Here is a 19,396-nt window from a genome sequence, read left to right as displayed (position 1 = left end):
GTCCATGAGGGGGTGGGCAGCCGGCCCGAGGGCGAACAGCACGTCGGGGTGGGGGCCCGACTGTTTCTCCTGGGCGGTGTGGCAACAGGCGGGTGAGGGCGGCGGCCTCGCCGGGGGCGAGGGAGGCGACGGTGTGGCCGCAGCCCAGCAGATTCGGCCGCTGCTTGGGGTCGAGCAGGTCGGGGTGGTGCGGCGTACCGCGTTGACCTGCCCGGATGGCGTGGCCGTGTACTGCGGCGAGGAGGCCCTCGCCTTCGGCGAACCGAGCGTGCGGGCACCCCTCCGCCGACCGCGGCCGGCGGAGGGAACGGTGGAGCTGCTCTTCGGGAACGCCCCGCGGTGCGCCATGGCGTTTCCCGCCGCGGCGTCGCGTGCAGGGCTCCGGCCCGCTCCCCTCGGTCCCGACACCGGCGCCCCCCGTTCCGCCGCCTTGTGAGGAGCTGGGAACGCTGACGGCCATCGGCGACGCGGCGCGCCCCACTGACCGCCCACGGCCGAGAGGATCCGGTCTCGGTGGCGGAGCGCTCCTCGCCCCCCTGCCGACGGTCCCGGCCTACCGGCGGTGGCCCCCGGCGCGCCGTTGCTGTACCAGAACACGTCCGGTTCCCGAGGCCCGAAGGCTCAGAATACTCCCGTGCCGCCTGCCAGCGGTCTCCTTTCCCACCCGCGCAGTGACACCCGGCATCCACGGGAATCCTCAACGGTGCTGCCAAACGAGCGTGTAGCGCCAAAACAGCCGACGACGCAGTCGTACACCGGGCAGAACCGAACGGGCCTCGCGGACGATGTCGGGGAAGCTCACTTCCGCCGGCCGGGTCGAGGCCGTCATCGAAACGGGACAAGGCGCCGTACGGCCCCTGTTCTTGAGCCATCCCACGACGGCGTTGAGCGGGACGGCCGCGGCTCCCAGCAGGTGATCGCCTGGGGTCGTCGGACGCGACAGACCAAGAACCACAAGAGGTCCTCCGGGCGCCAGGTGCCGGCGAAAGACGGTCAGAGCAGCGGACAACGGCAAATGGTGGATCGCGGTGACGCACGTGATGACGTCGTAGGAGACTGCCGGGATTTCGGTCAACGCGTCCGCGGTCGTGAAGGTGACGGCAGACGCCGGGGAGGTCAGTTCCCGTGCCCGGGCGACGATCTCCGGATCGCAGTCGATACCGTGCACCGTGCTCGCGCGTCCGGCCAAGAGCCTGGCCAGGTCCCCGGCTGCCGCAGCCGACGTCCAGGGCATGGCCGAAGCGCCGAGGAAGCCGACGCACAATCCAGGAGTGATAGTGGGCGTTGTGATCCCAGGGGTGAGCGGCATTGAACCGCTCAAGAGCCTCCAGGAAACGGTGCGGCCGTGTCGTCATGGCGTCACTCCGTCAAAAACTTCGGCGCGCCCATATTTCAACAGCCACACCGAAAACACCTCAAACGCCCGGGAATGAAGAGCCGGCCCGGCGGAAGAGCCGGACAACAACAGGGTGACCGGTTGAGGCAACGACACCGTCCTGTCCGGGGCCAGTCCCCACAGAACAAGACACGTCCGCGCCGGTCAAGTGGAGTTCGGGGGCACGGATGGATGCTAGCGCTGCGGCTCGGACAGACCGACCACACAACCGCGCACCCCTGCCAGCCGAAGATCGCCTCGGACCGGTCGGTTCTCCTTCCGCCGGTCGAGAGCGCATGGATCACGACCGAGTCAACCGAGAGGCAGGAGCCGAGACTCACTCCCCGGGAACGGGCACACCCGAAACAAGCTGGAACACCCCAAAGGTACGGCCCACCGGCCTTCGCTGAGCACCCCAAGCCACACCCCGCCCCCGGCAGCAGATACTTTTGGCATCCGCCGCCATCCCCCCTGTGCGAGGAGGAAACGCCTATGGCCGAGCTGATCCAGCGCGAAAGCGGCGAGCTTTTCATCGAATACAACGTCTTCACCGTGCTCGATCCCGACGTCATGGACGACTTCTCAGCCGACTTCAAGGAGACTGGTCTGCTCACCGTGGTCGAGGGCGGTGCCGCCGTTCTCTGCGGTACGCACACCGGCACCATCGAGGCCACGGCCGAAAGCTGGGACGGAGCACCGCCCCTGGACACAGCCCCCTGGCAGGACGTGGCGGAAGCGACCCTCCGGTGGCCGGGCCAGCGCATGGAGGTGTGGGGCGCCGGATACACCTACGACGAGGAACTGCCCCTCGCCATTCCCGGCCCCGGAACCTACCGGCTACGCGTATCCGGCCGGCACCGCGACGACGGCGAAAATCGCCACCGCGAGGGCACACCCACCGAGCATTACCTCCTCCAGCTTTGGACCGCGCCGCCCGCTCCCACCATCATGCACAAAGCCACCAGCGCCCTCGGCACCCGCTGGCGCTCCAGCCCTCCCACCAGCAACTGATCCCGTACCTTCCGGCGAGCGACTTATGCCAAAGTTCCCTGAAGCTCCCTGCCACCCAGCGCCATGGCCAAGAAAGCGAGCACGCGTCGGAGCACACGGGAAGCGAACGACCGACAGGTGGGGAAGACATTGGTCTGCGGCCTGCTGATCTTCAGCTCTGCCGCAGCCGGTGTCACCGACCACCCCCAATAGGCACGACCCTTCGCCTCCGGTCGCGTAGAGCGCATCCCCTGCGCCATGTCTTCTCCGGTTCCGTCTTCTCCCCGCGCATCAAGCGTCGCCGCCGCCCGGAAATACCCCGCGTCCTCGCAGCCCTCAGCCGCCCTCCGAGCCCCCTCGCGTACACCGGCCGCCGCGCGGCGGGGGAGGATGGGGGTCATGAACGAGATCCACACCCCCCGTCTCCTGCTGCGCCGCTGGGATGACGACGACCTTGCTCCCCTGGCGGACATCCACGCCGACCCGCACGTCATGCGCTGGATCGACGACGGCTCCGTCCTCGACGAGGACGGTACGGCGGAGACCGTCGAGCGGTGGGAAGAGGAGTGGGACGAGGAAGGCTTCGGCGTCTTCGCCGTGGAACTGCTGGGGTCGGGCGAGCTGGCCGGGGCCGTCGGTCTGTCCGTTCCGGAGTTCCTGCCGCAGGTGCTGCCCGCGGTGCAGATCACATGGCGGCTCGGCCGGCCGTTCTGGGGGCAGGGCTATGCCTCCGAAGCCGCACAGGCCACCTTGGAGTTCGCTCTCCAGGACCGCGGCCTCGACCGGGTCGTCGGCATCGTGCGCCCAGGCGATGAGAGCTCGAAGAACGTGCTGCGCAAGCTCGGCATGGTGCCGGAACGCGAAACGACCCACCCGGTCCACGGCTTTCCCCTGCATGTCCATTCCATCGATCTCACCGAGTACCAGGCCTGAGCACACGACGCACCGCAGGGCCCCACACCGCCCCGGCCGGACCCCGGCCCTCGTCGGCGCGCCGCGCCGTTTCGGGACGGCGTCGGTCCTGGGCCGAGCCGAAATCCGGTCGCCTCAGGGACCGCCGGACGGACATAATCCGGATGTTGTGAGGAGACCGGACGTTCCGGGACGGAAAGGCGGCGGCAGGTGGCGGACGTATTCGTGTGCGGGCGATGCGACAACACGCTGACCACGCCCGTGACACGGGTCGTTCTCCCCGACCACGCCCGCTTCTCCTACGGACACGAACTGCTTCCCGTCCTGATGCGGTTGGGGACGTACGCCGTCGATCCCGAGCCGTGGAGTCCGCCATGGCGCCCCTGGGACGAGGTCGGCCCGGAGGAAGCCGCCGCTCAAGGGGTCTACGCCCCCGTCCACGCGCTGCCGTCCGGACCCGCCGGGATGATCGCCCTCGCGCCGAGCGACAGCCGGGGCACCGTCCTGATCCCCGAGCGGACCGAGGGGTGCTGCTGCGGGCTGACAGGGGTCGGCGGCCCGAACCTGGCCTGCGCGCGCTGCGGCCGGGAGGTCGGGACGCTCGAGGATGACTGCTCGGTGGGCAGGCGGTGTGGCTGCTGCCGGACGCGGTACGTCCGCGCCCGAGGCCGGACGGCTCCCTCCGCCCGGCGGCCGACTGGCAGGCCCTGGCAGAGGAACAGCCCGGCCCCCCACCGCTCCACCCCGCCGGATGGTGGGATCCGCATTGGGAGATCGCGGCCGGCGCCGTACTGGCCCACCTGCTGGTGGCCTCCCAAGGAAGCCCCGTGATCTTCCCCGACGGCCTCCTCACCGAGATGTTCGACCGCGCGCTCACCGCTCTCCTCGCACCGGACAAGGCGCGCTCTCCGGCCAAGCGAGCGGTTCCGGCCGGTCCCGGTCTGCCGGCCTTCGGCGCCGACATCGCGCTGGTGCCGCGGCATCCGGTGACGGACGAGGCATGGCGGCCGCCCGGCCACGACGGGGCACGTCCGCTGACCGTGTCGCTGCTCTCCTGGATGTGGACACACCTGACCCGCCCGCGCAGCGACCGGTTGCCCGTACCGGCGACCGGCGGCCTCCCCCGGGAAGCCCTGCTCGACTTCCCGCCACCGCCGCGCCCGTGGCGGCTCTTCGGTCCGGAGACCGATGCCTTCCTCCATACCCTGGCCCGTCTGCCGGCCGTCAAGGAGCCCTGGCTCCGTGCGATATACGACCGGGTGCGCGGGCGCCGGTACGGCGGCCTGTTCACGACGGCCGCCGGGTGAAGGCAACGTGACCGCCCGTCCCGTCGGGTGAGTCGTGCGGAGCCGGTCCTCGTCCGACGCCGGTGTCCCTGCCGGGTTCGTCGCCGAATGCCCTCTCCCCCATTGCAGGGCCTACGACGAGTGCGCCAGGGACACCGGGTCGCGCCGTCTACCCGGTACCACGGGGGAATGGACGACGAGACGGACCCCGGCGCCTCGCTCCGCCTCCCCCGACCGCCGATCCGGTTGACAGTCGACGTGGTGGGGACAGAGGGCTATCGGTCGCCGTGCTGGTACGCGCGTGCCAGGAGGCCGGCGAAGGCTGCGGCTCGTTCCACGGTGTAGCGGCCTCCTTGGAGTTGTTGCAGCAGCGCACGGCCCACCTGTTCCGGAGCGAAACCGCCTCTCGCCAGTTCTTGGATCGTCTCCTCCAGGGACGGCGGCGGCGGGGCCTGTTTGGGGGTGCGCTCCGGTGCGGTCGTGGGGCGGGCCGGGGCTCGGACGGCCGGCGGAGGGGACGGCAGCGGTATCTCGAAGGGCGGCTGCCGGTCGCTGGCGGCGCCCCCGGCGGGGCCGTTCCGTGGGGGCCTCGCGTCGCTCGGGAGGAGTTTTTCGTCCAGCGGCCGGAGGTCCGGTCTGGCGCGGACCAGAACGTTCTGGCCGAACGGCAGGGTGCCCCAGACATAGGTGGCCTGGTGGCTCGCGGCCTGGGTGCCCGTGGGGGTGAGGGGTCCGAGGCCGGCCAGCGCCGGTCCCATGGGCGTGCGGCCCACGAGGTCGAGGGTGGCTTTGGGGGGGCTCCAGCGGAGCAGGTCCGGATAGGCGAAGGTGCCGGCTTCCCGTCCTTGCGAGATGTCCCACATGCGGCGTGCCTCGGAGTCGATGATCTGGGCGTCCTGCACGGCGCCGGGCGGGGGGGCCGCCGTGACGGCGCCCAGGAGCGCGCCGGCCATGGTGGCGATGGTGTCGGTGTCCGAGCCGAGCGTGTTGGCGGCGAGGAGAAGGCCGGCTTCGGGCGCGTCGGCGTAGGCATGGGCGAGGACGGCGGCGAGCAGGGTGGTGACCGTGCCCGATCCGCGTGTCGCGTCCCGGAAGCCGCCCCAGCGTTCCACCAGGGTGGCGTAGGACTCCGCGGTCAGGGGCGTCGTGGTGTCGAGGACTTCGAGTGCGGTACGGCACTCGTCAGCGACCGTGTTCGCGGCCGACGGGAAGTCGGTGCCCGCAGCGGCGCTCCAGCCGGGCAGCCACAGGTACGCGAGTTCGTCATCCTCCGCGATGACGTCCGGCACCTGTTCCAGCCAGTCGATGGCGGCGCGCCACCGTTCGGGCCCGGGGAGCTCACCGGTGTGCAGGGCGTCGGCCAGCAGGAGGGCGTGCAGGACGGCGCCGAGGATGCCTCGGGGGTGGCCGTGGGTGCTGACGGCGTTGCGTACGACGTCGCGGGTGAGGCGGGCCCGGTCGGTGAGGTCCCGTGCGGACCAGACGTGCGGCTGGATGCGCATCGCGGCCCCGTTGCCGCCGATGTCGACGTAGCGGGCGGCCTTGGTGGCGAAGACGTTCTGCGACCACTTGGCGTCGACTCTCATCAGGCCGGCGGCCGCGGCCTTCGTCCCGCGGCCGCCTCCCAGGGCGTAGGCCTGCCAGGCGACGACCTCGATCTTCGCGAAGGCCTCGGCGTCGAACTCGCCGTCGCCGCGGATGGCGCGGGAAGTGGCCAGGCGCAGCTGGGTGTCGTCGGAGTACGCGCCCGCGGGGAGTGGCATGTCCTGTCCGTAGCGCCCTCCGACGCGCCGTCTCCAGGGCACGGTGGCGACGACGTCGTCCCGTCCGATACGGCGGCGCACGCCGGAGGCGTCGGTCAGCTCGGTGATGAAACCGAGTGCGTCTCCGTAGGCGGCCCACTGGGCCGAGGCGCGAACGGCCTCCCACTGCATGGCGTTCACCGTAGTCCTTACCTGCCGAACGTGACCGGGTCGACGATGATGTCCACCTCATCATGTCCGCTGGCACTGACAATGGCCTCGGCCTTCGCCGCGTCCTCGTGCGTGAGGGTGTAGACGCGTCGTAGGTACCGGGTGGGGACGGTGCGCGGGTACAGCACTTCGGCCTGGGGGTTGGTCGGCAGGTGAGGCGCCCGGTCGCGGCGGCGCCGCATCGTCTTGCCGAACCCTTGGGGGACGTGTTCGGCGAAGAGGGCCTCGGCGCCGGCCCGCCCCGCGGCGGGGGTGATGCCGGAATAGCCCATGTTGCCGGGAGCGAACAGGACGCCGGGATGCGTCATGATCACCGGGTCGAAGCTGAGGACGGCCCAGAACAGGTCTTCGTGCGCCCACCAGTCCTCGCTGCTGATGCGGAGGAAGCGGTGGTTGGGTTCGCTGACGCTGAGGTTGACGTAGGTCAGGTAACGTCGGTCTTCCCTGCGGTACTTCGTGTTCTGGTGGTAGATGCTCTCCAGGTACTCGTCTCGCGCCAGGAGGGCCCGCGCCTTGCACTCCCGCTGTACGAGGATGCCGAGCAGGCCTCGATTGGTGGTGAAGTGCACCACCTCGGTGATCTCGCGTTCCTCGACGAGCACGCCGACTCCCCCGGCGTCTCTCTCGCCGTCCGCTACGGACGGGCCGGGTTCCGTGGTGGTCATGCGGTCTTCACCTCGTAGGTCTCCGGGTCCATACAGGCGATGAGGTCGCTGGCCTCGGAGGGCTTGTAGGTGATGGTCAGCGTCTTGCGGGCGCGGCCGGCGGACATGGCCAGCAGGCGCAGGTGGGCGTCGCGTTCGCTGTCGCCGGGTTCGGTGGCGTGCGGCATGACCTCGCTGTTGAGGCCGACGACGATCACGTGGTCGAACTCCAGCCCCTTGGCGGAGTGCATCGTCGACAGCGCGACGTTGACCGGTCCGGTCGGCCACTCCGCGTTCCGGGTGAGTTCCACGTAGGCCAGTCCGGCGGCGTTCAGGCGGTTCTTGACCTCGCCGAACCAGCCCTTGGGGTGCAGGATGGCGACGGACTCGTCGTTGTCCGGCCCGAGATCGCCGAGAAACCGCACCACATGGTCCAGTTGCCGGGTGAAGGCGCCCTCGACCAGCAAGGGCTTGTCGCCGTCCTCCGTGCAGGAGGTGAGGTCGGGAATGGCGGCGTCGTCCGTCGTCTCCACGTCCTTGAGCAGCGGTGCGGCGAAGGCGGCTATCTGGCGGGTGTTGCGGAAGTTCTTCGGCAGCAGCTTGCTGTTGTGCGGGCCCACGTGCAGGCCGACCTCGCTCCAGGTGAAGCGCTGCGGGTAGATGCGCTGGGCGGCGTCGAGGACGAAGGTCAGCGTGTGCTCGTCGGCGAGGTGGGTCAGGACGGCCCGGACCTGGTTGGCGGAGAAGTCCTGGGCCTCGTCGACCACCACCACGTGGTAGGGGTGGCCCGTACGCCGGGCCGCCATCGCGTTCGCCAGGTCGGACCAGTCCCACGTCTGCCGCTCCCTCTTCCACTCCTGGAACGGTTGGATCACCTCCTCCAGCAGCCGGCGGCGCAGGGGTGCCCGCATTCGCGGAACGCGGCCGCGGCCCTGGCGCTCGCACTGGATGTACTCGGGGAGGCGGTCGGGGGTGAAGCGGCCCAGGACGTAGTCCACTTCCGCGCGCACGAAGTCGGCGGACAGCGGCAGGGCGGCGGCAAGAGCGTCCAGCTTCTCGCGGCGCTCCCGGTCCTGCAGGATTCGCGCGCCAGCGACCCGGTCGGTGGCCCACTTCGCGAAAGTGGAGATCGTCAGCTCGATGTCCTGGCCCTTGAGCTGCTCCCGGGTCAGTTCCTCGATGTAGCCGCGCAGGGTGCGGTTGTAGGTGAGGACCAAGACGCGGACGGGGCCGTCGATGAAGCCGTCACGGCGGCGCCGTTGCCAGAAGCCGGTGGTGAACTTGAGCCGGTACAGGGCCGTGGTGGTCTTGCCGCTGCCCGCGGCGCCCCGGACGACGAACACCCCCGGCTTGTAGTTGTTGATCACTGTGAGCTGTTCGCTCGTCGGTTGTGTCGGCCTGAGCACCTTCATCCGCGCGATCCCTCCCCGTGGCTGCTCCCCCAACCTGATGTCATGTTAGGAAGCGGCCGTCTCGGACGGACCGGAAATCGCACAAGTCGTTCGATGTACGGTCTTCGGCCGGCGGCCGGGGTTTCGCCCTGCTCGGGGGCGGTGCCGCCGTCGCGTGTTCATCGCCGGGCGCGGGCGCCATTGTCGGACTGTGCCCGGGCCCCGATGTCCGGGGCGCGGGCCCTCGGCCGCGCGAACGACGAGAGGCGGCTGCGGATGCCGGAGCCCGGAAAGGCCGAGAACGTCGCCGCGCAACGCGGCAGATTGGCCGAGGAGTTGCGCGCCTACGGAGCGAGTTTCACCGAGCTCGGGCGGCGCTTCGCCACGCTGCTGGGCGTGCACTCCACCGACGCGTTCGCCCTGCTGGAGATCGCCTCGGCGGAGCGGGCGGGGGCCCCGCTCTCCCCCGCCCTGCTCAGCAGGCGGATCTCCCTCTCCTCCGGAGCGATGACCGCGCTGCTCAACCGGCTGGAGCGGGCCGGCTACATCACGCGCACCCGCGAGCACACGGACCGGCGGATCGTGACCCTGCGCAGCAACGGGCGGGCCGAGGAGCTGGCCGACGAGTTCTTCGGGCCGTTCAACGAGCGGCAGGACGCGGTCCTGTCCGCGTACTCCCCGGAGACACTGCGGGAGTTCGAGACGCTCTTGAGCCGACTGCGCAGTGCGCTGGATGACGACGACGCGGGAGCGGACGCCCCGGCGGACGGTGGCCCGTGACGATGTGGGGCGGGGACGTGCGGGTTCCGTGGGGCGCTGCTGTTCCGCGGGGGGCCGCCGTTTCGGGGGGTACGGCCCCTCCGCGGGACGCGGGCGGTTGTGTCGCCTCCCGCGTCAGTGAAGTGCGGGCGCAGGGCCGCCTCGTTTTTTAGCGCCGGCCGCTTCGGTCCCGGCGTTCCTCGCATCCCCGGTGGCGGCGTTCCGGGCCCGGGCCTCGGCCGCCTCCTCCAGCAGCGGCCAGCCGTCCGTCTCCACCGCCTCCGGCCCGCCCGGCTCCCACCCTCGGGCCGACGCGGCGTCGAGCAGGGCGCGCACGGCGCCCGGTTCGTGCAGGTTCAGGGAGGGCCCCCGGACGTACCCCACGTCCCCGGAGCCCAGCGGGAAACCGCCGGGGACGTACCGGTCCGGCCCCTCGGCGAACACGATGCGCAACGCGCCGCCGGTGCCGGCCGGCTGCGGGAACAGCGCGAGGATCTGGCAGCAGCCCGCCGGTCGGCCGTCCTTCCGTTCGTGGTGGCTGTGGCGCAGTGTCCACAAGTACGTCCGTCCGCCGGCGACCAGGCGGCGCGGCTTCTTCCGGTGGCGGGCCATGCCATCGACCTTACGCCCGACCGAGCGGCGACGGTCCCGTCACCCCGGGAAGTGGCATCCACCCGCACAGCCTCTGCCGTACGGCGGGGGCATCTCGCCTTGCTATCGCTTCGGGATGGGTCGGTCTACGTCCGTCCGCTGTCCGAGGCCCCTTCATGACGAGTACTTGCGGCTCGGGCCACGACCGTGGCGACCGGCCGGAGTGCCTGCCCAGCCGTCCGTCTCCCGTGGGAGATACCGCTCTGACCTGGTCCTGTAAAGCGAGCATCAATCATATTGACGGATTTCCATGAAATTACCTGTCATGACTGTTACGTGGGTTGGCGTTTGCCGGGCGGGGCATCTCTGCCAGCGTGTGCACCCCTCACACCGACCGAATACCGACCACATCGAATACCGGAGGAAAAATGCGATACGGAAACGCCCTGCGCGACGAGATCACACTGCCCGGCACCACGCCCCTCATCGGCATTTACGACATGCACTCGGCTTCCATCGCCGCCCGGCACTACAACGGATTCTTCGTGTCCGGCTTCGGATTCGCCGCCTCTCACTACGGGCTTCCCGATATCGGCTTTGTGGCCTGGCCGGATATGGTCGGCTTCGTGGAACGGCTGCGCCCGGCCTTCCCCGAGCACCATCTGCTGGTCGACATCGACGACGGCTACGTCGACCACGAGGTGGCGTGTCACGTGGTGCGCCGACTGGAACGGGCGGGCGCCTCCGGAGTCGTCCTGGAAGACCAGAAGCGTCCGCGCCGCTGTGGGCATGCGGAGGGGAAGGCGGTTCTGCCGTTGGACGAATACCTGGCCAAACTCGAACTCGTGCTGGCCGCCCGTGACGACCTTGTCGTCGTCGCCCGCACGGACGCCACCGAGGAACGGGAAATCCTGCGCCGCGCGGAAGCCTTGGCGAAAACTTCGGCGGACGTCGTCCTCGTCGACGGCATCCGCAGTACCGAACTCGTCCGTGAGGTAAGAGACGTTCTCGGAAACAAGCCGCTGCTGTTCAATCAGATCGCCGGCGGAAAATCCCCGCGTCTTTCCCTCTCCGAACTCGACGAGCTGGGTGTGAACGTGGCTGTCTACAGCACTCCGTGCCTGTTCGCGGCCCATGACGCGATCGACCGGGCACTGGTCGAGCTGAAGAAGGAGGACGGCCGGCTGCCGAACACCACGGAGGAGGGCGGCATCGGGGTCGAGGCCGCGACCCGGCTGCTGGAACGGAACCTTGGCGGACACCGGCCGGTCCGGTCCGAGGTCCCCGCGTGATGCGCCGCGTAATTCCCCGCGCGGTCGGTGGTACCGCTTCGGGCACCGCAGGAGCTGTCGGAGCTGTCGGAGCTGTCGGAGCTGTCGGAGCTGTCGGAGCTGTCGACCAGTGTTCGGCCGGGCAGCGCGCCGCCGGCCGTTCAGCTCAACGCCAGCGTCGCGCGCAGCCGGCGTTCGGTCTCGTCGGTCCAGGGGCCGTCGGGGCCACTGATCAAGTAGCTCCATCCGCCGCCTACGGCGGGGTCGTTGACGATGACCACGCCTTGGCCCCGGCCTTGGTCGTAGGCGAGCCCCGCGCGCCGCAGCGCGGCGACCCCCTCCTCCAGGCCCGGAGGAGACGCCGAGGTGGGAGGCCGGGTGTCGGTGATCCACACGGAAGGCGGCGCGTCGGACGCGTAAGGATGCGAGGCGGCCAGCCGGCGCACGAGGGCGTGCAGCGTCGTCGTCCCGGTGCGGCGCACATTGCTCTCGACCGCGTACACCCGCCCGTCGGGAGTGGTCAGCGCGTCGATCGAGAACGGCCCCAGGTAGCCGTGTCCGGCCAGGTACTCCCCCAAGGACAGGGCCATACCGGCCAACTCCGCCCGGACGGACGGCCGGCAGCGCGCCGGCGAGCGGTAGCCTCGGAAGGACGAGCCGCTGACGCGCATCTCACCGTCGTAGAGAACCCGGACGCCGTCCGTTTCCACCACCGCCTGCGCACTGACGTCGCGCGCCGGGCCGACGCGCTCCTCCACGACCCACCCGCCGGGTTGAGCGGCCGTGCGGGCCAGGTGTTCGGCGAGCTGACGCCGGGTTTCGTCCTCTCCCGCGCCGCGTCTCAGCCGCAGAATGCCGTAGCCGTTGGCCGAGCGGGCCGGTTTGACCAGCACGTCATGGCCCGCGGCCAGCCTCCCGGCACGGGCCGGCAGGTCCTGTTCGTCGACGTGGTCGTACCCGGGTGGCACAGGGATGCCGAGCGACCGTGCCACGGCGCGGAACCCGCTCTTCGTGTTCAGCCGGTAGACGGCCTCCAGCACGCCGTTCCGCACGCCCTCATGGCCGTACGGGTGGAGGGGGACCCCCAGCGAGTCGGCGAACCGGACGACCGGGCCGTCCAGGGCGTAAGGCAACAGCCGTACGCCGGGCCGCCGGGCGAACGACCCGACCAGCCGGTCGACCGCCCCGGAGCGCCGGATCGCGGCGGTCAGATCTCCCTCGGCGGCGTTCGGCACGGTCAGCGTCCGGACGTCCGAGGGGGAGAAGCCGAGGGATTCGGCGGCGTAGGCCAGGAACGGCTCCGGTACGGGGACGGGGGCGACCAGCAGGTCGCCGGGCCGCAGGAGCCAGACCTTGCGCAGTGACTGGCCGACGCTCTTCGCCGCGAGGGACGGCGGCCAGGTGTCGGCCACGACCTCGCTTATGCGGTTGGCGAGGACGAGGGTCGGCCCGTCCCCTCCGCCCGGCCCGGCCCGTCCGCCCGTGCCACCGCCGACCGTGGGTGTGGGCATCAGGCGCTCTCCAGGATTCCGGGGTCACGCCCCTCGGTGCTCCCGGCGGCGGTTGTACTGTCGCGGTCGCGGTCCCGGCGGCTCCCCCGGTCGCCGAAGCGCGCCACCCGGACGGCCACGTCCTCGCTGTGCAGACGCAGCGCCTGTTCCAGGGCGTACTCCGCCATGTACTCGCGGAACGCGTCGACGGGCTCCTCCGCGAGGGAGAGCATGCGGCGGTTCGCGGCGACGGCGCGGTCGTCGAGTCTGGCGACGGCGCGTGCCGCCGCCGCGTCGAGTTCGCACGGTTCCACGACCTCGTCGAAGAACGTCTTGGCGTCGTCCTCGCGCGCCTGGATCCGACGGCCGTGGAGGATGAGCTGCCGGGCGAGACGGCTCCCGGCCTTCCGGCCGAGGCGCAGGTTGGACGCGCCCGGCACGATGCCCTCCTGTGCGGCGGGCAGGCTCAGATAGCTGTCCGCGCCGGCGAGTACGTAGTCGAACAGGGGCAGGATCTGTGCCCCGCCGCCGATGGCGAACGCGTCGACGACCGCCACCCAGGGCTTGGCGACCGCCCCCTCGGGCCAGACCCCCTCGGGCCGGACCCGCTCCGGACGGGCCCTGTCCGGAAAGGCCCTGTCCGGAAGGGACGACCGCCCTGTGCCGGGTGGTGTGTCCGGCCCCGCCGTCCGCCCGTCCGTCACGATGCCGCGCATCAGCTTGTGCACATACCCCAGCTCCCTGCGGAGGAAGAAGGGAAGGAGCGAGATGCGGCCCCGGTGCAGGTCCTTGAGGTCGATTCCGGCGCTGAACACGCGGCGCCCCAGGTATCGGGGGTGTGTCATCGGCGCGCCGCGCAGCAGCCCCACCCGGACGTCGTCGTCCAGGAGCGCGAGGTCGACGGCGGTCTCCATAGCCTCGACACACGCGCTGTTCTCCGCGTTCAGACAGTGCGTCCGGGTGGCCGTCACATGCGCGACGGAGTCCCGGCGCTCGATCGTCACCGTCTCCAGGTCCAGGAAGCCGGTACGCCGGAACCGCGGGAGCAGCGCCTTGGCCCGTGCCGTGGGGCGCAGCGCCGCGTCCAGCAGCCACGGTCCGCCGCGCGGGGAGCGCAGCAGGGCGCGGAAGAGGACGCCGTGGGCGATCTCCAGGCCTTCCTTGTGTTCCAGCGGCAATGCCTGTTCCTCGGCGAGCCGCTCGCGGACGGGCACGAGACCGGGGAAGCGGCGGGCGGCGGTGTCCGCCAGGTCCTCCAGATCCGTCGGCGGGGTCCTCCCGTCGTCGGTGAGGTCCTGGTGGACCCGTTCGGCGTGCAGGTCGAGGAAGCGGGCCCGCAGGCGGTGGCAGTCGTGGTGGACCGTTCGGGCGATCCCGCGCTGTTCCCCGTTCCGCTCGGGGGGTGAGGGCAGCGCGGCGAGGAGCGCGTCGGCGGCCCCGGTGTGGCGCTCCAAGGCCGTGCCGTCCGGGCCGGGAGCGCCTGCCAGGACCGGCGCCGCCCGCCGCCATCGCTCGATATCGGACATCAGCATGCGGAACTCCCAGACGAGGCTCTCCGGTCATTCAATCGCAATCCGTGCGAGCCGCACCTTCGCGGCCGTGGGGCGGCGACGGCCGGAAACGACGGGTGTGACGCGGTTGTGGGCCCTCGTCGTCGAGGTGCGCGAGCCGTGGTACGAAGGCCGGGCCGGTTGCCGCCGGGCCCCGTCGGGGCGCCTGGGTCTCGGAGCCGCGGGCGTCGCGTTACGCGGAGTCCGGCGTGGAACGTGCCTCGCCGAGGACGATGCCCCGGCCGGCGTAGAGGCGGTCCAGTCTGTCCCAGGGCACCGGAAAGTCCCGCTGGGAGGAGCCGGGGAAGCCGGAAGGATTGTGGATCAGCACATGGTGCTCGGTGGCCCCCACGGCGAGCACCAAGTGGCCGCCCTTGGCGGCAGGGGGCTCGCCGTCCGGCCGGCGGATGGACGGGTGCACCGACAGGACCGCGAGTCCGCCTCCGGCGAGGATGCCGGGGATCTCGGCGGCGGGCAGTTCGGGGCGCGACTCCGCCTCCAGCCCGAACCGTTCCCGCACCCAGGAGGCGAACGGCGCGTACAGCAGCCCGTGCAGCCCCTCCTCGTGCCTGACGTAGCCGCCGGCGGCGGTGCACTCCTGGGCGAGTTCCATCGCCTTCGGCGCGGACCGCCCGAAATGTTCGAGTGCCATGCGCAGGCAGGCGATACCGCAGAGCCTCCAGGACCACCACTCGTACTCCTCCGGGCTGGACGCACCGTAGTCCGCCCAGGCCGGGTCCTCGCTCGCCCGTATGCGGCCGGTCACGATGTCCTCGACGAGGTGGGCCGACGCCCACTGGGCGTGGTACGGCACCGGCCGCACAGCGGTGTTCGCGTGTGTCATGGGACTGGAGCCTATCCGCGTGGCAGGTGGGGCTACTGGCGCTGCTGGCGCTGTTGCCGCTGTCCCCCGAGCCGACCGGGGCGGTGTGCGCGCGAGGAAGACCCGCGCCCCGCGAGGGGAGACGTGCGCCGCGAGGGGAGACGTGCGCCGTCCTGCGTGGTCCATTCCCTTAAGTGGTGTGCCACTGCTGGTGCGAGCCGAGGTTGCAGTCCCAGAGGATGACGGACGCGCCGTTCCCCCAGTTGGCGTTACCGATGGTCAAGCACCTGTTGTACACCGGGTTGCGCAGCCGGGCACCGTCCCAGACCCACTGCTGTGGGGCCCCGCCGTGGCAGTCCCACATGTTGAGCGCGGCGCCGTTCTCGCTGTTCCCGGTGACGATGTCGAGGCACTTCCCGTTGAGATCACTGCGGATGGTGGAGCCGTCCCAGTACCAGCGTTCGTTCGAGCCGCCGTGGCAGTCCCACATGTCGACCAGCGCGCCGATGCCGGTGTTGCCCGCTCGGATCTCCAGGCATCTGTTGTTCATGTTCGATGCGATCATGAAGCCGACCTTGACAGGAGTCGTGTCGGCACGAGTCGGGGCCGGCTTCGTCACCGGGGCCGGAGCCGCGACCGTGGAGGGGGCCGTGGACGGGACCGACGCCATGGCCGGTGTCGTGAAGAGGCCGGTCAGGCCCAGCCCTACCGCTGCCAGTAATGAGCCAGACCGTCGTGACGTGCTCACAGGTGCCTCCAGGTGGGCGCACGGGCGTTCGTCGGCGTCGACCCTACGAGCCGGGTCCCGCCACAGGTGAGGCGAAATCCCGTCGCCTCGGGGGCGGTGGAGTCGGGCGCCGCCCATCCGGCGCGGCCGGCTCGCGGCGGAGGCGGCCGACGGACGTCGCTGCCGTCCTCCCCCTCCCGGCGGCTCCACCGGCTTGTCAGACCCCGGCCGCATCATGGAACCGAGCCGGGACGCGACCGGGTTCCGCGCGAGGAGCCCCGGCTCCGCCCGGTCGCACACCCCGTCACGGGAAGGGAAGAGGGGAGGTCCTGAAAGCATGAACGACGACGCGACCGGGTTCCGTGCCGCCACAGGTGACGAGGAGGCGCCCGCGCCCGGCCGGAGCGCCGAGGGGCGCGCGGCCGACGTGCGGCAGGCGATGGACGGCCTGCGGCAGATCCGGAAAGTGGTGAACCCGCCCGCCGGCAGGCCGCTGTCGGCACCCGCCGACTGGGAGCGTCTGCGGCCCGTGCGCGCCGTCGCGCTGGCGCTGGAGGCGGCCGGCATCCCGCCCTCCGCTGTCGACGCCGACGGCGAGCGCGTGGCGACGGGCTACCGGGTGCGTACGCACGAAGGGGGCGTCCGCGTCGAGTGGACCGGCCCGCCGGGCAGCCGCGTTCGGTATCAGCGGCCGGACGCCCTCCGGCGGTGCGCGGAAGCGCTCCGGGACATGGGCTGGCAAGCGCTGGAGTACCGCGGGGCGCGGGGGGACCGCTGGCTGGAGGTCGAGCCGCTGTGACCGGAGGGTGTTCGCGAGCTTTGTGCCGAGCGGCCACGGGCTCCTACGTCGACGGCGTGTCCGAGGGCCCAGGACGGGCCACCGGCCGGGAGACGGAGTGCGGCGCGGCGGTGACCGCGGATCTCCCCGGCCGACCGTCCGAGGCTCACATGTGGCGGGTTCCGGTGGCGTGCACGAGCACCGTTTCGGGAGCCACTCCGGCTCGGACGCGCGCCCATCCTGACGACCGCGGCGCACGCAACCTGGGCGCGGTCCGCTCGTTGTCCGTGTGTCGCGCAGCCGGCGGAGCATGCTGGATCGGGGGCGGAGATGCAGCGGCGGTGGGCACTGGTCTGGTTGCTCTGCGGTGCCTCAGTGCTCGTCCTGCTCATGGTTCTGATCCGGGAAGTGCCACGGGATCAGGAAGTCGGGGGCGCGGCAGCCTCCGTGGTGATCGCGGCGGCGGGGCTGTTCGGCGCGCTCGCCATGTGGGCGTGGCGAGCACGGCCGCAGACCAGCCGCTCCACGCATCGCCAAGTGGACGACGCTGCCGAGGCGTTGGCTCTCCTCGTGCACCGGCAGTGGGAACAGGAGGCCATGCTGCGGCAGTTGTTCTCGCCCGCGCCACTTCCTGTCCTGTGGTGGGACGCGGCGCTGCCCGACGCCTCCGACCACCGCCGGCTGATCGGCGACCCCGTCTCGTGCCGGGCGGACACGCCGGAGGATCTCGCGGTCGCGTTCCTGCGCCTGCCGCACCGTCGGCTGGTCGTTCTGGGCCCGGCCGGATCGGGCAAGACCACGTTCGCCGTCCTGCTGACGCTCGCGCTGCTGCGCGACCGCGCTCCCGGCGCCCCTGTGCCGGTGCTCCTCTCCCTCGCCTCCTTCGATCCGGTACGGCACAGCGCCCACGACTGGCTGACGCGTCAGATCGCGGGCGGCTATCCGGCGCTCGGCGACGTCCGGTCGTACGGGAACACCGCCGTGGACGACCTGCTGGCCGCCCGGCTGGTGATCCCCGTCCTGGACGGTCTGGACGAGTTGCCTCCGCCCAGCCGGCCACGCGTACTCGCGGCCCTGAACGCCGCCTTCCCCGCCCACGCGCCGCTCGTCCTCACCTGCCGCACCACCGCGTACGCCCGGGCGGTCACCGAGTCGGGCGTGCTGACCGCGGCCGCCGTCATCGAGCCGGCGCCCCTGGACGCCGTGGACGCCCTCGAATCGCTGCGGCTCGCCGCACGCCCCGGCCCGGCGCAGCACCGCTGGGATCTTCTGGCCCGGCATGTGGCCGAGCATCCCCAGGGGCCCGCCGCGCAAGCCCTGCAGAGCCCCTTGCTCACGGCCCTGACCCGTACGGTGTACGCGGACGCCGGTGGCGATCCCGCCGAACTCGTCGACGCCCGCCGCTTTCCCACGGCGCACGCGATCGAACAGCATCTGCTCGACGCGCTCGTACCCAGCCTGCTCGACCGGGCCCGCCACTCCGCCGGCCGGCCCGTCCGGTCCGCTCCGCGCCATCTCGCCTACCTGGCTCACGGGCTCAGCCGTCAGGGCACGCACGACCTGGCGTGGTGGCAGCTCCACCAGTGGGTTCCCCTGCTGAACCGCACCTGGATCCGGGCCGCGGCATGGAGCCTCGTCGCGGCCGTGGCCGCCCTGTCGGGGTACGCGCTCCACCACGCGGCCGGGCCCCGGCCGCAACTGGAGCTGCCCGGTTTCCTGATGGTGACGGGCGGGGTCGCCCTCGCTCTCTTCGCCATGCAGTGCCTCGCGGCCCGGACCACTCCCCCGGTCGACGTACGCCCCCGCCCCTTGCGCACCGCCGCGCTGACGGCGTCGGTCGGGGCGCTGACCAACGCGCTGTTCCAGGTGGTGACGCGGCGGGCGTTCACCCGCGTCGGCACGCTGGAGGCCGTCCAGCACAACCTCAAGCACCTCACCGTCTATGGTCTGGGCATCTTCCTGGTCCTCCTCGCGTCCGGCCCGCCGGCCCCGCCTCAGATGCCGAGCCGGGGCTCGCTCACGTTGCCGCACTGGCGGGAACGGCTGCCGCGGGCCCTGGCGACGGTCGCCGGGGCGGCCGTCCTCATCGGCGCGGCCCTCCACCTGTACGTGCTGATCGGCATCTGGCCGTCGGACCCGTGGACGCGCAGGACCGCCGTCTCCACCATGGCCGTCTGGGGTACCGGCATCCTCACCGGGGCTCTGTGCGGGGCCGTCCTCGGGTTCGTCCGCTCGGTCCGGACGTCCGCCTCGGGGCTGGACGTCACCACTCCGGTCGACTCGGTGCGGGCCGACCGGACGGTCACCCTCGTCGGCGTGGTGGCCGCGGCCCTCCTCTTCCATCTCCCGGACGACGTCGCCCTGGTGATGAGCCTCGCCACCGGGCGCGGTCCCTCGCCCTCGGTCTCCGACATCGCGCTGTTCGCCCTGTCCGAGCTGCTGCCCGTGGGGATGGTCCTCGCGCTCACCGCCTTCGCCTGGCCGCACTACAGCGTGGCGCGGCTCGTTCTGACCGCCCAGGGGCGCCTGCCGTTGCGCTTCCAGGCGTTCCTGTCGGAGGCCCACCGGCTGGGCATCCTGCGCCAGGTCGGCTCCGTCTACCAGTTCCGGCACGCGAGCCTGCAGCAGCGGCTGGCGGCCTCCGCTCATGTACCGCGCCCGTGCGTCCGGCGCGGCGGGTCCGCGGACGCTCCGGCGCGGGGTGACTCCTAAAAGGTCGCCGGGCACGTCCCCGGCGAGCCGGAGAAAGCCGCCGGCACAGGTGGCCCCCTGCACCGCCGCATCGGCTCGCATGGCGTCCGCCCCCGGCTCGGCGGAGGTCCGGGAGAACCGGCTG

15 protein-coding genes and 1 pseudogene are annotated in these 19,396 nt (G+C 71.5%); 7 read left to right on the top strand and 9 right to left on the bottom strand.

Features of this window, described 5'->3' with window-relative positions:
* Nucleotides 1-697 precede the first annotated feature (697 nt).
* Nucleotides 698-1,355, bottom strand: a pseudogene (locus ACSNOK_RS02380) (class I SAM-dependent methyltransferase).
* 512 nt (nucleotides 1,356-1,867) lie between these two features.
* Between ACSNOK_RS02380 and ACSNOK_RS02375 the strand changes: the two are divergent.
* The 3 genes from ACSNOK_RS02375 (at nucleotide 1,868) to ACSNOK_RS02365 (ending at nucleotide 4,584) form a co-directional block, all read left to right on the top strand.
* Nucleotides 1,868-2,386, top strand: a complete 519-nt coding sequence (locus tag ACSNOK_RS02375; protein ID WP_436778840.1) for a hypothetical protein — start codon at nucleotides 1,868-1,870, stop codon at nucleotides 2,384-2,386.
* Nucleotides 2,387-2,764: 378 nt separating this feature from the next.
* Nucleotides 2,765-3,298 (top strand): GNAT family N-acetyltransferase, encoded by a 534-nt coding sequence (locus ACSNOK_RS02370; protein ID WP_436778839.1) that lies wholly within the window; start codon nucleotides 2,765-2,767, stop codon nucleotides 3,296-3,298.
* A 608-nt stretch (nucleotides 3,299-3,906) separates the two neighbouring features.
* Nucleotides 3,907-4,584 carry a hypothetical protein gene (locus tag ACSNOK_RS02365; RefSeq protein WP_436778838.1) on the top strand — a complete coding sequence of 226 codons (678 nt, stop codon included), beginning with the start codon at nucleotides 3,907-3,909 and terminating at the stop codon, nucleotides 4,582-4,584.
* 254 nt (nucleotides 4,585-4,838) lie between these two features.
* Here ACSNOK_RS02365 and ACSNOK_RS02360 read toward each other — a convergent pair whose 3' ends face one another.
* Genes ACSNOK_RS02360 through ACSNOK_RS02350 form a run of 3 tightly spaced genes read right to left on the bottom strand, consistent with a single transcriptional unit; the run spans nucleotide 4,839 to nucleotide 8,592 of the window.
* Entirely contained in the window at nucleotides 4,839-6,497 is a 1,659-nt protein-coding gene (locus tag ACSNOK_RS02360; RefSeq protein WP_436778842.1) for an ADP-ribosylglycohydrolase family protein, read from the bottom strand.
* Between the two features lie 17 nt (nucleotides 6,498-6,514).
* Nucleotides 6,515-7,201 carry a DarT ssDNA thymidine ADP-ribosyltransferase family protein gene (locus ACSNOK_RS02355; protein ID WP_436778837.1) on the bottom strand — a complete coding sequence of 229 codons (687 nt, stop codon included), beginning with the start codon at nucleotides 7,199-7,201 and terminating at the stop codon, nucleotides 6,515-6,517.
* Nucleotides 7,198-8,592 (bottom strand): 3'-5' exonuclease, encoded by a 1,395-nt coding sequence (locus ACSNOK_RS02350; RefSeq protein WP_436778836.1) that lies wholly within the window; start codon nucleotides 8,590-8,592, stop codon nucleotides 7,198-7,200. The genes ACSNOK_RS02355 and ACSNOK_RS02350 overlap by 4 nt, the downstream gene beginning before the upstream one ends.
* Nucleotides 8,593-8,847: 255 nt before the next feature.
* On the opposite strand from ACSNOK_RS02350, the gene ACSNOK_RS02345 reads away from it, so the two are divergent.
* The gene (locus ACSNOK_RS02345) at nucleotides 8,848-9,351 is read left to right on the top strand and encodes a MarR family winged helix-turn-helix transcriptional regulator (RefSeq protein ID WP_436778835.1); all 504 of its coding nucleotides are present in this window, start codon (nucleotides 8,848-8,850) and stop codon (nucleotides 9,349-9,351) included.
* Nucleotides 9,352-9,465: 114 nt separating this feature from the next.
* Here ACSNOK_RS02345 and ACSNOK_RS02340 read toward each other — a convergent pair whose 3' ends face one another.
* Nucleotides 9,466-9,942 carry a hypothetical protein gene (locus ACSNOK_RS02340; protein ID WP_436778834.1) on the bottom strand — a complete coding sequence of 159 codons (477 nt, stop codon included), beginning with the start codon at nucleotides 9,940-9,942 and terminating at the stop codon, nucleotides 9,466-9,468.
* 407 nt (nucleotides 9,943-10,349) lie between these two features.
* Between ACSNOK_RS02340 and ACSNOK_RS02335 the strand changes: the two genes are divergently transcribed.
* Entirely contained in the window at nucleotides 10,350-11,213 is an 864-nt protein-coding gene (locus ACSNOK_RS02335; protein ID WP_436778841.1) for an isocitrate lyase/PEP mutase family protein, read from the top strand.
* A 140-nt stretch (nucleotides 11,214-11,353) separates the two neighbouring features.
* Here ACSNOK_RS02335 and ACSNOK_RS02330 read toward each other — a convergent pair whose 3' ends face one another.
* The 4 genes from ACSNOK_RS02330 to ACSNOK_RS02315 all read right to left on the bottom strand — a co-directional run bounded on the left by ACSNOK_RS02330 (nucleotide 11,354) and on the right by ACSNOK_RS02315 (nucleotide 15,620).
* Nucleotides 11,354-12,703: a hypothetical protein gene (locus ACSNOK_RS02330; protein WP_436778833.1), complete on the bottom strand. Its 1,350-nt coding sequence runs from the start codon at nucleotides 12,701-12,703 to the stop codon at nucleotides 11,354-11,356.
* On the bottom strand, nucleotides 12,703-14,214 hold the full coding sequence (locus ACSNOK_RS02325) for an enoyl-CoA hydratase/isomerase family protein (RefSeq protein ID WP_436778832.1): 1,512 nt from the start codon (nucleotides 14,212-14,214) through the stop codon (nucleotides 12,703-12,705). The genes ACSNOK_RS02330 and ACSNOK_RS02325 overlap by 1 nt, the downstream gene beginning before the upstream one ends.
* Before the next feature lie 211 nt (nucleotides 14,215-14,425).
* Nucleotides 14,426-15,076 (bottom strand): C39 family peptidase, encoded by a 651-nt coding sequence (locus ACSNOK_RS02320; RefSeq protein ID WP_436778831.1) that lies wholly within the window; start codon nucleotides 15,074-15,076, stop codon nucleotides 14,426-14,428.
* A gap of 169 nt (nucleotides 15,077-15,245) precedes the next feature.
* On the bottom strand, nucleotides 15,246-15,620 hold the full coding sequence (locus tag ACSNOK_RS02315; RefSeq protein ID WP_436778830.1) for an RICIN domain-containing protein: 375 nt from the start codon (nucleotides 15,618-15,620) through the stop codon (nucleotides 15,246-15,248).
* Between the two features lie 499 nt (nucleotides 15,621-16,119).
* On the opposite strand from ACSNOK_RS02315, the gene ACSNOK_RS02310 reads away from it, so the two are divergent.
* A complete protein-coding gene (locus ACSNOK_RS02310) occupies nucleotides 16,120-16,581 on the top strand; it encodes a hypothetical protein (protein ID WP_436778829.1) in 462 nt (153 codons plus the stop codon).
* 387 nt (nucleotides 16,582-16,968) lie between these two features.
* Nucleotides 16,969-19,272 carry an NACHT domain-containing protein gene (locus ACSNOK_RS02305; RefSeq protein ID WP_436778828.1) on the top strand — a complete coding sequence of 768 codons (2,304 nt, stop codon included), beginning with the start codon at nucleotides 16,969-16,971 and terminating at the stop codon, nucleotides 19,270-19,272.
* The last annotated feature ends 124 nt before the right edge of the window (nucleotides 19,273-19,396 follow it).

This window comes from Streptomyces sp. URMC 126 (genome assembly GCF_051386555.1).
Lineage (GTDB): Bacteria > Actinomycetota > Actinomycetes > Streptomycetales > Streptomycetaceae > Streptomyces.
The sequence above is the reverse complement of the archived record's forward strand: the minus strand, read 5'-3'. Positions and strand labels throughout refer to the sequence as shown.